This window comes from Croceibacterium ferulae (genome assembly GCF_003660445.1).
GTDB classification, from domain to species: Bacteria; Pseudomonadota; Alphaproteobacteria; order Sphingomonadales; family Sphingomonadaceae; genus Croceibacterium; species Croceibacterium ferulae.
In genome coordinates, this window is sequence record NZ_QZVQ01000002.1 from 1 (window position 1) to 15,344 (window position 15,344).

The following is a 15,344-nucleotide window of genomic DNA, read 5'->3' on the forward strand; positions in this document are numbered from 1 at the left end:
TGCCGCCAAGGCCACTGATGTTGTTCGACTGGTTGGCCCGGCCGTTCAGCGTGTCCGCCTGCGCGCCGCCATAGGCCACGAAGGAGGTCGCCACACCGTCGATCACCACGGCGATCGAACGCGGGGTGAACTCGTATTCTTGCGAGGCCAGCACTTCACGCACGCTGGTGTCCTCGATCGTGGCGATCGCCACGCCGTTGGCATAGACGATCGTGTCGCCCGCGACCTCCTCGTACCGCACCCGGCCATTGCCCAGCGAGTTGATGCGGAAGGTGTCGCCTTCTTCCCAGTCGGTGATCGTGGCATAGCTGGCGTTCAGATAGGCCCCGCTGACAATGAAGGTGTCATTGCCCGCGCCGCCGGTCAGCGTGTTGTTGCCACGGCCGCCGATCAGCGTGTCGTTGCCTTCACGGCCGAACAGCTGGTCGTCGCCATCATTGCCGGTCAGCACGTTGTCGGCCGCATTGCCCAGCAGCACGTCATTGCCGGAACCGCCGGTCGCGTTCTCGATCACCACGCCGCGCGCGATGAGGTAGCCGCCCCAGATGTCATCGACGAACGACACCACGCCACCGCCGGTGGGCGAGTAGTCGATGGTCGCCGCCAGCAGGTCGATCTGCGCGTTCCGGGCCCCGTCATACTGGATGACATCGACACCGGCCGTATCCCAGATCGTCTCGTAATAGGTGCCGGCATCGTTGACTTCGCCCAGCAGGTACACATTGTCGCCGGTGGCGTAGTCGTTGATCACGCCATAGCGTTCCTGCAGCGCCGCGATGTCGAAGGCGCTCAGCGTGCCGGACCAGCCGCTGTCGAGGTTGCTGAGCGAGAACGGGGTCGGCCCATCGGGATGGAAGTCCCACGCATCATTGTAGGACATCACGGTGTAGATGCCCTGGTTCAGGTTGAACACGCCATAGGTACCCGTGGCCGACGTGACGCCCGGCATGATCTCGGAACCGCCGCCACGATCATGCGGGTGCGCCAGCCCGTGCGCATGGCCGAATTCGTGCAGGATGACCGCAAAGGCATAGCCGCCCTGTTCCAGGCTGATCTGGTCGCCGGGCAGGTCCGTCTCGGAGAAGCCGGCCTTGTCCCAACCGCCACTGTCCACGTTGAACGCGCCGATCCCCTGCGCATCGCCGTAACCGGGATCCTGCGGGTAGAAGTATGCGCCGTACTGCTCGCTGGTGGTGGTCAGCAGGCGGAAGGTCGCGGCCTCGACATCGGTGGTGATCTCGTAATTGGTGCCGAGGATCTTGGAATATTCACCCAGCGCTGTCATCACCTGCTGGATTTCGCGTTCGTTCCAGCCGAAGGACGGGATCGGGCTGGTGCCGTCATCCGCCGTCTCGCCGAAGGTTTCACCGGCGCCGGCAAAGTAGACATAGGCCGTGTTGCTGTCGTCGAACGGAACGTTGGCCGCCGAATCCCAGATGATCGTTTCCAGCGGGTCGAGGTCGGCCAGGTCCTGCACGGACGTGGTGATCTGATAGCCGGTCGGCCCGAAGACCGAGTCGCTGTAGGCGAAGACGTCCAGGCTGTAGACGCCGGTTTCGGATACCAGGAAGCTGATGCTCGAGGATACGTCGCCCGGAAATGCGATGTCATCGTTGCCGGTGATGAAATTGCCATTGGCATCGTACAGCTCGATAACGGTGTCGAGCTCGCCCGGCGCCAGGCTGGTGAAGCTGTTGCCGCCGCCTGCGACCTCGATCGTCACGATCGTGCCTGCGGTCAGCGTGATGCTGTAGCTGTCGACCTCGGAATAGCCTGCATACGGCCCCACGTCCGAATCGATGAAGCCGGTGACCACTTCGCCCAGTTCCAGCGTCACCGTCGGGACAAAGGCGGGCACCGTGTCCTCGCCCGGCCATTCGACGACATCCAGCGTGAAATCGCCGGACAGGCCCAGGTCGGGATAGGCGCCAACCGCAACAATGTGGGTTCCGGTATAGGTGGCGGTATAGGTCAGGATCGACATGCGGCCCACGCCACCATCATCGTCGTAACCCAGAACCGAGAACTCGTCGTCCGCGACGTAGAGGACGGTATCCTCCAGCGGATTGTCCCCGCTGCCATAGGCGGAGAACAGGTAGGTCTGGCCCGCGACCAGCTCATATTCGTAGAGGACCAGGTCGTCACCCGGAGGGGCCGTGCCATCGACCTTCAGCTCTTCGGGCACCGCTTGCCCGAACCCCTGCAACGAGGCGGAGAACGTGCTCAGCCCCTTGCTGCAACCCGGACACGCACAGCCCAGGAACATGGTATCGTGAGATGCGGCTTTCGCCTCCGCATCAGGACGGTTGAAATTTCGCAATGGATCAGCCCCCAAGAAGTGGAGATTCGCAATTTTGCGTTCCCCGGTTGCAGCTGAAAGCAATGTTCATAAAATTTTAAGGTTTGGCAACAGACATTGCAGTCATGCTGCAGTTCTTATGCACTTTCGTGGCAATCGCTCTGGTTCCGGTCGCGGCGGCGACGCAGGATGCTGCCATGCGACAGGGGCACGGTTCGGAGGGAGAAGGCAGCTTGCAGCAGGAAGACACACCCCCGCAACGCCCCTGGGCCCGCGGGCACGACTTCGCCACGCTGGATGCCTATCTGGCCTATTTGGAGCAGTATAACGGCCCGATCGACCTGCCATGGTGGCGGGAGGTCAGTCCCGGTGTGTACGAGAAGATGGTGCGCATGCCGGAAGCGAAGCGGGAAATCGCCACCCGTGCGGAGCTGGAGCGCCGCTGGGGTTTCGCTCCCGCACGGTAAGGGCGCTTGCGCCACCGGCCTGGCGGCCGTAGCTTCCGCTCCATGATCCCCCTGCCGGCCCGCGCCCGCCGCATTCTCGCGCCGCTCCTGTTCGTGCTGGCGTTTGTCCCGGCATCGGTCCGGGCCGAAGTGACCGCGCATTTTCACAGCTTCAACGGATCGGCGCTGATCGGCCGCTATCCCCATACCTTTGTGGTGTTCGAAGGGCACCTGGACGATACGGACACGCCCATTCATGAAAACTGGGGCTTCTCCGCCCGGCGGGTGACCCCCGCCATCCTGACCGGCCCGGTGGAGCACGTCGTGATGGTGGAGGAAGAGCGGCAGATCGCCCGAACCAACCGGCATTTCAGCGTGACCGTATCCGACTCGACATACCGGCGCATGCGGGCGGAGGTGGAAGCGTGGCGCAATGCACCCGGACGCTATTACGACCTCGACACCCGCAACTGCATCCACTTCGTCGGCCGATTGGCGCAGTTGTCCGGGCTGACTGTCGACTACCCGCAGAACCTGATGCGCAAGCCGCGCGCCTGGCTGAACCACATCGCCGCGCTGAACCCGCAACTGTCCGCCGCGCCGATCTGACCGGTCTGGCGCAGGGCCGCTTTCCTACGGGTCTTTCGGCGTGCAAGGGGCTCCGCATTGCAGCGGACCCATCGTGCTGATAGGCGCGCCCGCGATTTCTTGCCTGGAGCTTTGCATGACCGATCGGCCTTCCATCAAGCGCGTCGTCCTGGCCTATTCGGGCGGGCTCGATACCAGTGTCATCCTGAAATGGCTGCAGGTGACCTATGGTTGCGAGGTCGTCACCTTCACCGCCGATCTGGGCCAGGGGGAGGAGCTGGAGCCGGCCCGTGCCAAGGCCCGCCTGATGGGCGTGCCGGACGAGCACATCCATATCGAGGATCTGCGCGAGGAGTTCGTGCGCGACTTCGTGTTCCCGATGATGCGCGCCAATGCCCGCTATGAAGGCGACTACCTGCTCGGCACCTCCATCGCCCGGCCGCTGATCGCCAAGCGCCTGGTGGAGATCGCGCGGGAGACCGGCGCCGATGCCATCTCCCACGGCGCGACCGGCAAGGGCAACGACCAGGTCCGCTTCGAGCTGGGCGCCTACGCCCTCGCCCCCGACATCCACGTGATCGCGCCGTGGCGCGAATGGGACCTGACCAGCCGCACCGCCCTGATCGCCTGGGCCGAAGCGCACCAGATCCCCGTGCCCAAGGACAAGCGGGGCGAAAGCCCGTTCTCCACCGACGCCAACCTGCTGCACACCAGCAGCGAGGGCAAGGTGCTGGAGGATCCGTGGGAGGAGGTGCCGGACTACGTCTATTCCCGCACCGTCAACCCGGAGGATGCGCCCGATCAGCCGGAATACATCACCGTGGATTTCGAACGCGGCGACGGCATCGCGCTGAATGGCGAGGCGATGAGCCCCGCCACGCTGCTGGCGGCGCTGAACGATCTGGGCCGCAAGCACGGGATCGGGCGACTGGATCTGGTGGAGAACCGTTTCGTCGGCATGAAGAGCCGCGGGATGTACGAGACGCCGGGCGGCGAGATCTACGCCCGGGCGCATCGGGGTATCGAGCAGATCACGCTGGATCGCGGTGCCGCCCACCTGAAGGACGAGCTGATGCCCCGCTATGCGGAGCTGATCTATAACGGCTTCTGGTTCGCGCCGGAGCGGGAGATGCTGCAGGCCGCCATCGACCATTCGCAGGAGCGGGTCAGCGGCACCGTCCGGCTGAAGCTGTACAAGGGCATGGCCAGCGTGGTGGGCCGCCGGTCGCCCAACTCGCTCTATTCGGAAGCGCATGTCACCTTCGAGGACGATGCCGGCGCCTATGACCAGCAGGATGCGGCGGGCTTCATCCGGCTGAATGCTCTGCGGCTGAAGCTGCTGGCCAAGCGGGACGCAAAGTAGCGATTCGCCCGGCCCGGACCGTTCGGCAGCCCCATCGGCGAGCCGAGCGGTCTGCGCGACGGGCCGATTTTGCCGCCATCCATCGGTTCCGGCGAAAGGGATGAACGGAGCCGAGGGCGGGGCCGGCGGAGGCTGATGGGGTTCCAGCGGGCCGGCATGCACCGTATCCAGTCCGTGGATGGACGGGATGACAAACATGAAGCGGATCGCACTGGCCGCCGTGGCACTGATCGCTACCGGCACATCGATGAGCGCGCTGAACGCGACCGAGGTCGCGCAGCCCTTGCCAGCCGAGTATGTCGAGTACGATCCCGCTGCACCCCGGTTCCAGATCGCCGATGATTTTTCCGCCGAGATCACCGATGGCGGCGACCCGATCGATGGCGGCGTGGCCAGCTGGTACGGCCCCGGCCTGGCCGGCCGCCCGACCGCCAGTGGCGAGACCTTCAACCCGACCGAACTGACCGCCGCGCATCGCACCCTGCCCTTCGGCAGCCTGGTGCGGGTGAGCCACCGGGGCGAGTCGGTGGTGGTGCGGATCAATGACCGTGGTCCGTTCCATGGCAACCGCGTGATCGACCTGTCCTCCGCCGCGGCCGAGCGGATCGGCCTGCGCCGCGCCGGTTCCGGGCGCGTGCAGCTGGCGCTGCTCAACAGCTGAGCGCCGGCGGTGGGGCGGATCGCCCTGCCCTTTCAACCTGCTACATCCGTGTGATCCTGGGCCCGGGCGCTGCGTGGCGCGTGGGGGCCGCCTCCGCCTGGGGGGTGACGGGGGTTGCACTGTGCAGGAGGGTGGCTTTCAGCGCGCTGCCCGGCCGGGAGCCGGTCCCGACCTCCCCCTTTATCTCCGGTTCCGCGGTCAGGCCGTCCACTCGGGCGTGGAGCTGCGTTGCGGCCCCGTCCCATTCGGCGCCGGCCTGTTCCTTCGCGGCGGCGAGCGCGGCGGTGCGGGAGAGCCGGGCGGCCTGCATCGCCACGATCTCCGGCTCCTCCGGCTCCGCCTCGCCCGCCTCCTGCTCCCACGCCTCGGCAGCCCGGGCCGCCGCATTGGCGCACCAGGTGGCGCGGGGGGTGTGCGCGGGTGTGGGCGCGTCGCCGGCGATGGCGGCGAGCAGCGCGTCCAGCCCGGCCTCGTCCGCCGCCACCTGGCTGTCCTCCGCCGCCTTGTCGAGCCGCCCGGCCAGCGCCAGCAGCAGGCGGTTGTCATAACGGCGGCGGGTGGCGACGACCTCCCCGCGATAGAGCACCGGCTCCTCGATCCCGTTCAGCGCGCGGTCGTGGATCACCGCCTCCACATGCCGCCGCGCCGCCGCCAGCGCCCCCGCCCAGCCGCGCGCGAAGAGCGGGTTGCGCCGGCGCAGCTTGTAGGCGGTGTGCGCCGAGGTGCCGACCGCCGCGCAGGCCGCGCGCACATTGCCGTTGGTCGCCAGCACGGAGAGGAACTGCACCTGCCGCTCCGGCGTGAGCTGGTTCGTGTCGGCGGTGTCGAGGCCGGGCCACAGCGCGGCAAAGGCGGCCTGCGCGCGCGCCTCCGCCTGGCGCCACTGGGTGTAGCGCCAGTTGTGGTCGTTCTCCTCCTCCGAGAGGTTGGGGTCCCAGATGTCGTCCTGCTGCAGCGGCGTGCGGGGTGCGCGTTCGTCCGGCAGGCCGATATCGCGGCTGTTCGGCACCCAGCCGCACCCGGCATCATGCGCCAGGCCGCGCTGCGTGGCGGGGATGTGCGGTTCGGGCTGGTCGAGGCCGATGGAGCGGCGATACTCCGCCACCTCCTCGCGCAGCTTCAGCTCCTTGGCGAAGGCGTTGGGCGCGTGGATGCGGTCCCAGGCGTCATCGCCGGTGCACTTTTCCGGGATCGGGCCGAGCGACGGGTGGCGGCCGGGCGAGTTTTCGTTGGCGAAGCGGATGCGGGCGGCTTCGAGGATGAGCTGGTCTTCGGGGGAGAAGCTGTGCGGTTGCGTGGCCATGGATCACCTTTTGTCGTGGGCGCGCGGGCGCGGGTGATCGAGGCAGGTATGCTATGTGGGGGGCTGTAGGACAGGGGTATTTCTAAGCTGCGATCTATCGGGCAGAAGAAAAATCTGCTTACTCGTCTGCTCGTTGAGCGAGGCCAGACTGGGGGTTGCGTGTCCAAGCCGAGGATTTTTGCTTTCCTTGTTCAGCCAGGCAAATCGGTTGAGCCCCCACCAGCGCTAAATGGCAAACCGGTCGAGAGCGACGGCAAGTTGTTCGGATTGCTGAACGCGATCTTCCACGCAGACCCGGACAAGTCCGATTTTGAAGTGACCTTCAAGCCTACGGCTCAGGGATCCAAGCAGAACGATTGCCGTGATTTAATCCTCTCGCATCTTAAAAAGCGCTCGCTTAGCACTGCTCAAGCTCTAGCAGCGCGGTTGCAGAATGTTACAGACCGGCGACCGGGTACCGGCCTGCTATTCATCATGAGCGGCAAGCATGGCACAAAGACTCGCCTCGTGGTTTCGCGATTTCCGGCGAACGAAGCAATTCTGGCCGAGGTTCGCGAACACGGTCTGAACGTTGAGCTGCTCGACCAGGTATTCATTAAGAAATTCACCGCCTACAAGGCTCTCCGCGTTGAGCATGACGATCTCACTGAAGGTTTCTGGTCTGGATATGCTTCGGACAGACAAGCCGGTGGATCGCCAGAAAATATGTCAAGTTATTGGCTTGACGACTTTCTAACCGCAGATTTCTCGGAAACGCCCAAGGCTGGAACTAGGCGGTTGGCAGAAGCTCTAAAGAAAGCTGTTAAACTCCATCCAGATCTCAGCGTGAAAAATGAGATTGCATCAGCAGTCTCGCTAGCGCCTTCGGCCCTCTCGGGAAAGAAAGTCTCGATTGACTCTTTCTGCATTCATTTTGGCTTATCATCTAAGGCCGAAGACACAATCCGCGCTAGCCTAACTAAACCATCGCTGTCGTCAAAGGTGTTCAAGTTTGACGGTGCTGAGTTTATTAAGCGAGTTCCTTATCGCTCAGTGCAAATGGAAACCGGCGCCATTTTAACTGCACCAAGCGATGAATTTGAAGATTTGTTTGACAAAGAAGACAGGAAAGATGGTTCCGTTCGATATTCCACCGCCGGTTTTGTCAAAGATCAGCGAATGACTAGAAAATGACTAATTATTGTGATGACTACGAGTCAGTATTTCGAGATTTTTTAGAGCCGCTATCAATACGGTTGAAGGATCATTTTGTAAACCTACTCGAAGACGTACAACGAATTGACAACATTTCTTCAAGGGCGAAGGATCCGTCCAGCTTTCGTAAGAAAGCTCAAAAAGTCGACGATCGTGGAAATTTGAAGTACCATCAACCACGAACCCAAATACAGGATCAGATTGGGGTTAGAGTGACGGTCCTGTATCTTAAGGATGTTTTATGCGTTAAAGATATTATTGAAGATTACTTTGCTTCTATCGAATACCAAGACAAGGCGCCTGAAAGTGATTTCGAGTTTGGCTACGTCGGGTCACATTACCTGTTGAAGATACCGGAAGACGTTATCGACGATGGTACCGATGATATCGTTCCTGAGTTCTTCGAGCTACAGATCAAGACTTTGTTCCAACATGCTTGGTCAGAAGCCAGCCACGACGTGGGCTATAAGGCGCCTCGATCACTAACCCCTTTGGAACGAAGGCAACTAGCTTTCTCGGCTGCCCAAGCATGGGGTGCAGATCAGATTTTTCAGCAACTTAGCGCCGAATTGAATGCCGCGAACGACTGATTACTGCGCGTTCACAACCTTCTTGATGATCGATGTCCTCATGATCAAGACGATACGGGCGCTATATACCAAGCGACAATGCGGTGCGCGCTCTCGGGGTGGAGGTGAGCGCAGTGCCCCTTCGCGCCGGGGCAGGCAGGGGTCTGGATAAGCTCTCCCATCAGGACGGCGGTGATGGTGGAGGGGTTGGTTGGGCCCCTGCCTGCGCAGGGGCGACGGTTCTTTGGGGGGTGGTGCTGTGGGTTTGGGGGTCGGGGTGGGCTGTGCCGGCGGCCGGGTGCGGGGTGACAGGGGTGGGGCTTGGCACTAGCCTCTGCGCCGTGAAGGGCGGCTGGGTCTATACCATGGCGTACACGGCGCATGGGACGCTGTATGTCGGCGTCACGGCCGACATTGCGGCGCGGGTGACGCAGCATCGCGAGGGGCGTGGGTCGGTGTTCGCCCGCGAACATGGGTGCACGCGGCTGGTCACCATCGAGCGGCATGAGGGGATCGCGGATGCGATCCGGCGGGAGAAGCAGGTCAAGGCGTGGAAGCGGCAGTGGAAGTTGCGGTTGATCCGGGCGGGCAATCCGGACTGGCGCGATCTGTCTGAGGATCTGCTGGTTTAGGCCCCCGCTCGCCGCCCCGGCAGGAACCGGCCCTGGACGCGCTCTCCACCTTCGGCGGCGTCGGACATCGAGGAATTGTCCAGCCCCGCCGGCACATCGGCAACAGTGGCTGTCGGGCTGCAGGCATTGCCGGGCTTATGGTTAATGGCGGGGTGCTGTCCCGTTCTACAACAGACAGTCGGATGCAGCCACATTGCAGGCTCCCCAGCAGACAGCTACCAAACTGTTAATCGCTGCATCAGGGGAAATGCCGTGGCCCGCAAGAAGAGCGTTATCAGCAATTTCATCGCTACTGCAGACGGACAGTCCATCGTCGGCACGGCTGGCGATGACATCATGGACAGCACATTCAACCACACGACGCTGGTTGGCGGCGACGGTGCCGACACCATCAGCACCAGCCTGACCGGGCGGGCTGAGGATGACGGGCTATATGCCTTCCAGAACGGCGGCGTGGGCCGCGACACTCTGACATTCACCCTGCGGGGGCGCGCCTATTATGCCGGGGTGGTGCAGGAGGGCGGCGGCGGGGACGATACGATCACCAGTTCCATCGGCCTTGCCATGTACGACTACAGCAACCCGCATTTCGATTATGTCGAGGCTTACGGCATGGGCGGCGGCGGCAACGATGTGATCCGGATGAGCGCCAGCGTGGGGGGCGGCACTGTCGTCCAGGAGGCATATGGCGGCGTGGGGACAGACGATATCAGCCTGACCGGCTATGCCTATATCGGAACGGTCACCCTCTATGCCGAGGGCGGAGCCGGCGATGACAGGATCGAGGCGGTGGCCGACGGTACCTGGCGCACCGACACGACCGTGGAGCTGTATGGCGGGGACGGCAACGATACGCTGATCGTCAGTGTCCTCGATGGCAACGTGCTCGGCGTGGACCTTTACGGCGGCGAAGGCGACGACATCCTCTCCAACGAGAATATGGCGTTCAGCGGCCATCTCTATGGCGATGACGGGAACGACGTGCTGAAAAGCGGCTGGAACACGGACTGGCTGGAAGGCGGCGCCGGCGCGGACCTGTTCCATGTCAGGGCCAGCGATTGGGACATCATCGTCGATTTCGACCTGGCGGAAGGCGACCGGCTGGTGCTGTCCGCCGGCACCAGCGTCACGGGCATGACGCAGAGCGGCGGGAACACCGTGCTGGTCCTCAATAGCGGGCAGCTGCAATTGCTGGGCGTGACGGATCTGGACCTGTCGCAGGCCTTTGCCTGAGGGCAGGTCCCTCCCCGCCCCTTACTTCGCCAGCAGCGGCGCCAGATATTTGCCGGTGTAGCTGCGCTCCACCTGCACCACCTGTTCCGGCGTGCCTTCGGCGACGATCTCGCCGCCGCGGACACCGCCTTCGGGGCCGAGATCGATGATCCAGTCGGCGACCTTGATGACATCCAGGTTGTGCTCGATCACCACCACGCTGTTGCCCTGCTCCACCAGCCGTTGCAGCACTTCCAGCAGCTTGCGCACATCCTCGAAATGGAGGCCGGTGGTCGGCTCGTCCAGGATGTACAGCGTCTTGCCGGTGGAGCGGCGGGCGAGTTCCTTGGCCAGTTTCACGCGCTGCGCCTCGCCACCCGACAGGGTGGTCGCCTGCTGGCCGACCTTGACGTAGCCCAGCCCCACCTCGTTCAGCATGTGCATCCGTTCGCGGATGGGGGGGACGGCCTTGAAGAACTCCTCCGCATCCTCGATCGTCATGTCCAGCACGTCCGCGATGGAGAGGCCCTTGAAGCGCACCTCCAGCGTCTCGCGGTTGTAGCGGCGGCCGTGGCATTCCTCGCAGGTGACGTAAACGTCGGGCAGGAAGTGCATCTCGATCTTGAGCAGGCCGTCGCCCTGGCACGCCTCGCACCGGCCGCCCTTCACGTTGAAGGAGAAGCGGCCGGGCTTGTAGCCGCGGGCCTGCGATTCCGGCAGGCCTGCAAACCAGTCGCGGATCAGGGTGAAGCTGCCGGTATAGGTGGCGGGGTTGCTGCGCGGGGTGCGGCCGATGGGCGATTGGTCGATCTCGATCACCTTGTCGCAATGCTGCAGCCCGGTGATCCTGTCATGCGGGCCGGCCAGGATGCGCGCGCCGTTGAGCTGGCGCGAGGCGCCGGCCTGCAGCGTGTCGATGGTGAAGGACGACTTGCCCGAGCCCGACACGCCGGTGATGCAGGTAAAGGTGCCCAGCGGGATGGAGGCGGTGACGCCCTTGAGGTTGTTGGCGCGGGCATTGTGGACGGTGATCTGCTTGCCGTTGCCCTTGCGGCGCTTCTCCGGCACCTCGATCCGGCGCGTGCCGTTGAGATAGGCGGCGGTGAGGGACTTCTTGGATTTCAGGATCTGCTTGAGCGTGCCCTGCGCCACGATCTCGCCCCCATGCACGCCGGCGCCGGGGCCGAGATCGACCACATGGTCGGCCGTGCGGATGGCGTCCTCGTCATGCTCGACCACGATGACGGTGTTGCCGAGGTCGCGCAGGCGCTTCAGCGTTTCGAGCAGGCGGTCATTGTCGCGCTGGTGCAGGCCGATGGAGGGTTCGTCCAGCACGTAGAGGACGCCGCTGAGGCCGCTGCCGATCTGGCTGGCGAGGCGGATGCGCTGGCTTTCACCGCCGCTGAGGGTGCCCGATGTGCGGTCGAGGTTGAGGTAGTCGAGCCCGACATTGTCGAGGAAGCCGAGCCGCTCGTTGATCTCCTTCAGGATCGCCTTGGCGATCTGGTTCTGCGTGTCGGTCAGCTTTTCGGGCAGGCCGGTGAACCAGGCGAGCGCGTTGCTGACGGAGAAGCGGACGGGGGTGGCGATGTCCTCGTTCGCCAGCTTCACCGCCAGCGCCTTGTCGTTGAGGCGCTTGCCGTGGCAGGTCTCGCACGGTTGTGCGGTCTGGTAGCGTTGCAGCTCCTCGCGCATCCAGGCGGATTCGGTCTGCAGCATGCGGCGGTTGAGGTTGCCGATCACGCCTTCGAACGCCTTGTCGACGGTGTAGCTCTTGCGGCCGTCCTTGAAGGTGAGCGGGACCTTCTTGCCCTTGGTGCCGTGCAGGATGGCGTCCTGGTGCTCCGCGCTGAGCTGGTCCCAAGGGGTGGCGAGGTCGAAGCCGAAATGGGCGGCCAGGCTGGCGAGTACCTGCATGTAGTAGGGCGATGGCGGGTTGGACTTGGCCCAGGGGACGATGGCGCCCTGCTTCAGGCTGAGGGTTTCGTTGGGGACGACCAGCTGCGGGTCGAACAGCTGCTTTTCCCCCAGCCCGTCGCAGGTGGCGCAGGCGCCTTGCGGGGCGTTGAAGGAGAACAGGCGGGGCTCGATCTCCTCGATGGTGAAGCCGCTGACCGGGCAGGCGAAGCGTTCGGAGAAGGTGATGCGCTCGGCGCCGTCGGCGAACTTGCCGTCGGCCGGTTCGACATAGGCCAAACCGTCGGCGAGTTTCAGCGCGGTTTCGAAGCTGTCGGCCAGGCGCGTCTCGATCCCTTCGCGCACGGCGATGCGGTCGACCACGACCTCCAGATCGTGCTTGAACTTCTTGTCGAGCGCGGGGGCCTGCTCGATCTCGTACAGCTCGCCATCGATGCGGACGCGGGTAAAGCCGGCCTTCTGCCATTCGGCCAGCTCCTTGCGGTACTCCCCCTTGCGGGCGCGCACGACCGGCGCCAGCAGATAGAGCCGCGTGCCTTCCGGCAGGGCCATCACGCGGTCGACCATGTTGGACACGGTCTGCGCCTCGATCGGCAGGCCGGTGGTGGGGCTGTAGGGCGTGCCGATGCGCGCCCACAGCAGGCGCATGTAGTCGTAGATCTCCGTCACCGTGGCCACGGTGGAGCGCGGGTTGCGGCTGGTGGTCTTCTGTTCGATGGAGATGGCGGGGCTGAGGCCTTCGATGTGCTCCACATCGGGCTTCTGCATCATCTCCAGGAACTGGCGCGCATAGGCGCTCAGGCTTTCGACGTAGCGGCGCTGCCCTTCGGCATAGATGGTGTCGAAGGCGAGCGAGGACTTGCCCGAGCCGCTGAGGCCGGTGATGACGATCAGCGCATCGCGCGGCAGATCGATGTCGATGCCCTTGAGATTGTGTTCACGGGCGCCGCGGACGCTGATTTGGGTAAGACTCATGGCGCGTTATATGTTCGCGCCCCGTTCCGGGTGCAAGGCGCGGCAGGCAGGCATTGCGGGGGAAGCGCTGTGTCGGGTCTGTGACGACGGCACGAACGTGTTCAGACGGGAAGAGATTGTGTGGTTTGGCGCCCCTTCTTGCCGCCGCCGGAGCTAAGTGGATTGGCATGTTGCGGCAGCTATTGGGTGGAAAACGGACCCTAGAGCAGGCCGTTGCACTCGGCTCGCTTCATAGCGGCAGTGGCTTTGTCGAAGATGATTTCGACGTAAATACACCCCCCGTCGCTCACAACCGGTAAGTCGAGCCGGTCATCAAGCCATCGACGTTGCCCAGCGGGCATCGACCAAGGAGATTTTTGGTCTGGACACGGCACTTCGCGGCTCGAAAAGTCTTTCATCATTTCTTCGCAGCCCTCGCCGGGAGCAAGCTCGTGCTCGAATGGGATGAGGTAGGCGGCAACAATTTCACCTCTCCCTGCATCGGCATAGTATCTGGCGTACTCCGAAAGCTTTGAAGCACCTTCCGGCAGACGAACATTTTCTTCAAGTCGGCTCATTAGCGCGTCATGCTCTCCTTGCGCCTCCGATGAGCAAGCACAGAGCAGAAGAGTTTCGGCCATTATCTTAAACGGGCTCATTCGCCTGAAATCTCACGTACAACGAACGTCCGCAATGGGGCGTGAACGGTCAGGCGGCTTTCGGCAATAGAAGGCGAGAGCGGCTGGGCCGCTTTCAGGAGCGTCAAACGGCTTGGAAGGCTGGAGACCGGACAAGCAGCTCAGGGCGCCCGGCCGTTCACGCCTTCCGCGCCCGCCGCCATGCCAGCGAGCGCGCATTCGCCCCCTCCATGTCCAGCGTGCCCGCCGCCGCCTGCCGCCCCAGCGCCACCGCCGCCGCCAGCTGCGCGTCGGTGGCGTGGCGGTAGGCGGGGCGGCGGGGGATGGCGGCGTACCAGCAGCCGCCCACCGCATTGTCCAGCAGCACGCGGGCGAAGCAATGGTCGAGCGTGATGGGCCAGCCGCGCGGCACCGCCACTGCCGGCAGGTCGTGGCGGACCAGCGCGAGCCATTCCGCCTCCAGGGCAGCGCGGGCGGCGGGGGCGAGTGGCGGCATGGACTGGCAGCCTATGGCCGGGGTTCGGGGCTCGCGGTTTCCACGCGCCCAGCTTCCCGCGCGGCGTCCTCCCGTTCCATTCTCTCACGCACATCGCCGCGCACGCCGGTGCCTTCAGGCATGGGCTGGTAGAGGCTACCCGGGGTCGGCGGAGCGGGTGGCGCGGTTTCCACCTGCACGCGGTGCAGCACGTTGCCGGCGAAATCCTCCGCCACGCCGGGCAGCAGGCGGTGGCCGGTGATCGCCGCGCGCGCCTTGAAGCCGACCGCGATCTCCTTGCGCGGGTGCAGCGCGGCCCAGACGATGGTGTCGGCCACCCGGCCGGGATCGTCGAACATCACCATGCGGGGCGTACCGCCGCTGTAATTGGCGGTGTGCGTGAAATAGGGCGTGTCGGACGCCCAGGGCATGACGGTCGCCACGCGGATCAGCGGCGTGCGGGCGAGGCGCAGTTCCTGGTCCAGCGCGACGCCGAGCCCGGTGATCGCATGTTTCGAGGCGGCGTAGCTGGCATGGTAGGGGACCGCGATCTTCCCCTCCACGGAGGAGACGTTGACCAGCGTGCCGAAGCCCTGCGTGCGGAACTGCCGCAGGGCGGCGTGGCTGCCATAGATCACCCCCTTCAGGTTCACGTCGATCACCCGCGCGTGATCGGCCATCGGGATATCCTCGAACCGGCCGATCGCGCCGATGCCGGCATTGTTGATCCAGGCGTCGATCCGGCCGAAGCGGGTCACCGCCGCCTGCGCCAGCGCCTCCACCGCGGCGGGATCGCTGACGTCTGTCGGCACCACCAGCGCCGTGCCGCCGCCGGCGCGCACTTCGGCCGCGACCTCCTCCAGCACCTCGGCCCGGCGAGCGGCGAGCACCACATTGGCCCCGCCCCGCCCCAGCCGTTCCGCCACGCCGCGGCCGAACCCGCTGGACGCGCCGGTGACCACAAAGGTCCGGTGCAGCATCAGCCGCTGGTCCGCGCCGGACAGGCGCGGCGCGGCGCAGCCGGGCAGCAGGAGCATGACGAGCAGCAGCGACAACGGCACCCAGCGGTTCATGGCACGGACCTTCTCTGTTA

Annotated in this window: 14 protein-coding genes; 8 read left to right on the forward strand and 6 right to left on the reverse strand. The window is 64.4% G+C overall.

What is annotated here, in order from left to right:
* Positions 1-2,266 (reverse strand): M10 family metallopeptidase C-terminal domain-containing protein (locus D5S08_RS17310; protein WP_121114558.1); only part of this gene is annotated, 2,266 nt, incomplete at its 3' end.
* Between the two features lie 182 nt (positions 2,267-2,448).
* Between D5S08_RS17310 and D5S08_RS00735 the strand changes: the two genes are divergently transcribed.
* From D5S08_RS00735 to D5S08_RS00750, 4 genes are all read left to right on the forward strand, one after another.
* Entirely contained in the window at positions 2,449-2,766 is a 318-nt protein-coding gene (locus tag D5S08_RS00735; protein ID WP_126665463.1) for a hypothetical protein, read from the forward strand.
* Between the two features lie 42 nt (positions 2,767-2,808).
* Positions 2,809-3,354, forward strand: coding sequence for a hypothetical protein (locus D5S08_RS00740; RefSeq protein ID WP_121114562.1), 546 nt, complete (start codon positions 2,809-2,811; stop codon positions 3,352-3,354).
* A gap of 115 nt (positions 3,355-3,469) precedes the next feature.
* Positions 3,470-4,696: an argininosuccinate synthase gene (locus D5S08_RS00745; protein WP_121114564.1), complete on the forward strand. Its 1,227-nt coding sequence runs from the start codon at positions 3,470-3,472 to the stop codon at positions 4,694-4,696.
* Between the two features lie 196 nt (positions 4,697-4,892).
* On the forward strand, positions 4,893-5,357 hold the full coding sequence (locus D5S08_RS00750; RefSeq protein ID WP_121114566.1) for a septal ring lytic transglycosylase RlpA family protein: 465 nt from the start codon (positions 4,893-4,895) through the stop codon (positions 5,355-5,357).
* 40 nt (positions 5,358-5,397) lie between these two features.
* Here the strand turns inward: D5S08_RS00750 and D5S08_RS00755 are convergent, their stop codons facing one another.
* Complete coding sequence (locus D5S08_RS00755; protein WP_121114568.1) at positions 5,398-6,660, reverse strand: hypothetical protein; 1,263 nt, start codon at positions 6,658-6,660, stop codon at positions 5,398-5,400.
* A 159-nt stretch (positions 6,661-6,819) separates the two neighbouring features.
* Here D5S08_RS00755 and D5S08_RS16315 point away from each other — a divergent pair, with 159 nt between their 5' ends.
* From D5S08_RS16315 to D5S08_RS00770, 4 genes are all read left to right on the forward strand, one after another.
* Entirely contained in the window at positions 6,820-7,833 is a 1,014-nt protein-coding gene (locus tag D5S08_RS16315; RefSeq protein WP_126665464.1) for a hypothetical protein, read from the forward strand.
* Entirely contained in the window at positions 7,830-8,444 is a 615-nt protein-coding gene (locus D5S08_RS00760) for a GTP pyrophosphokinase (RefSeq protein WP_121114570.1), read from the forward strand. The genes D5S08_RS16315 and D5S08_RS00760 overlap by 4 nt, the downstream gene beginning before the upstream one ends.
* Before the next feature lie 320 nt (positions 8,445-8,764).
* Positions 8,765-9,055, forward strand: a complete 291-nt coding sequence (locus D5S08_RS00765) for a GIY-YIG nuclease family protein (protein ID WP_241557143.1) — start codon at positions 8,765-8,767, stop codon at positions 9,053-9,055.
* A 252-nt stretch (positions 9,056-9,307) separates the two neighbouring features.
* On the forward strand, positions 9,308-10,288 hold the full coding sequence (locus D5S08_RS00770; RefSeq protein ID WP_162301893.1) for a calcium-binding protein: 981 nt from the start codon (positions 9,308-9,310) through the stop codon (positions 10,286-10,288).
* Between the two features lie 21 nt (positions 10,289-10,309).
* Here the strand turns inward: D5S08_RS00770 and uvrA are convergent, their stop codons facing one another.
* The 4 genes from uvrA to D5S08_RS00785 form a co-directional block, all read right to left on the reverse strand.
* Positions 10,310-13,159: an excinuclease ABC subunit UvrA gene (gene uvrA, locus D5S08_RS00775; RefSeq protein ID WP_121114574.1), complete on the reverse strand. Its 2,850-nt coding sequence runs from the start codon at positions 13,157-13,159 to the stop codon at positions 10,310-10,312.
* A 200-nt stretch (positions 13,160-13,359) separates the two neighbouring features.
* On the reverse strand, positions 13,360-13,716 hold the full coding sequence (locus D5S08_RS16320) for a hypothetical protein (protein ID WP_126665465.1): 357 nt from the start codon (positions 13,714-13,716) through the stop codon (positions 13,360-13,362).
* A 238-nt stretch (positions 13,717-13,954) separates the two neighbouring features.
* Entirely contained in the window at positions 13,955-14,272 is a 318-nt protein-coding gene (locus D5S08_RS16325; RefSeq protein WP_126665466.1) for a GCN5-related N-acetyltransferase, read from the reverse strand.
* An 11-nt stretch (positions 14,273-14,283) separates the two neighbouring features.
* Positions 14,284-15,324, reverse strand: a complete 1,041-nt coding sequence (locus tag D5S08_RS00785; protein WP_121114577.1) for an SDR family oxidoreductase — start codon at positions 15,322-15,324, stop codon at positions 14,284-14,286.
* Positions 15,325-15,344: the final 20 nt, after the last annotated feature.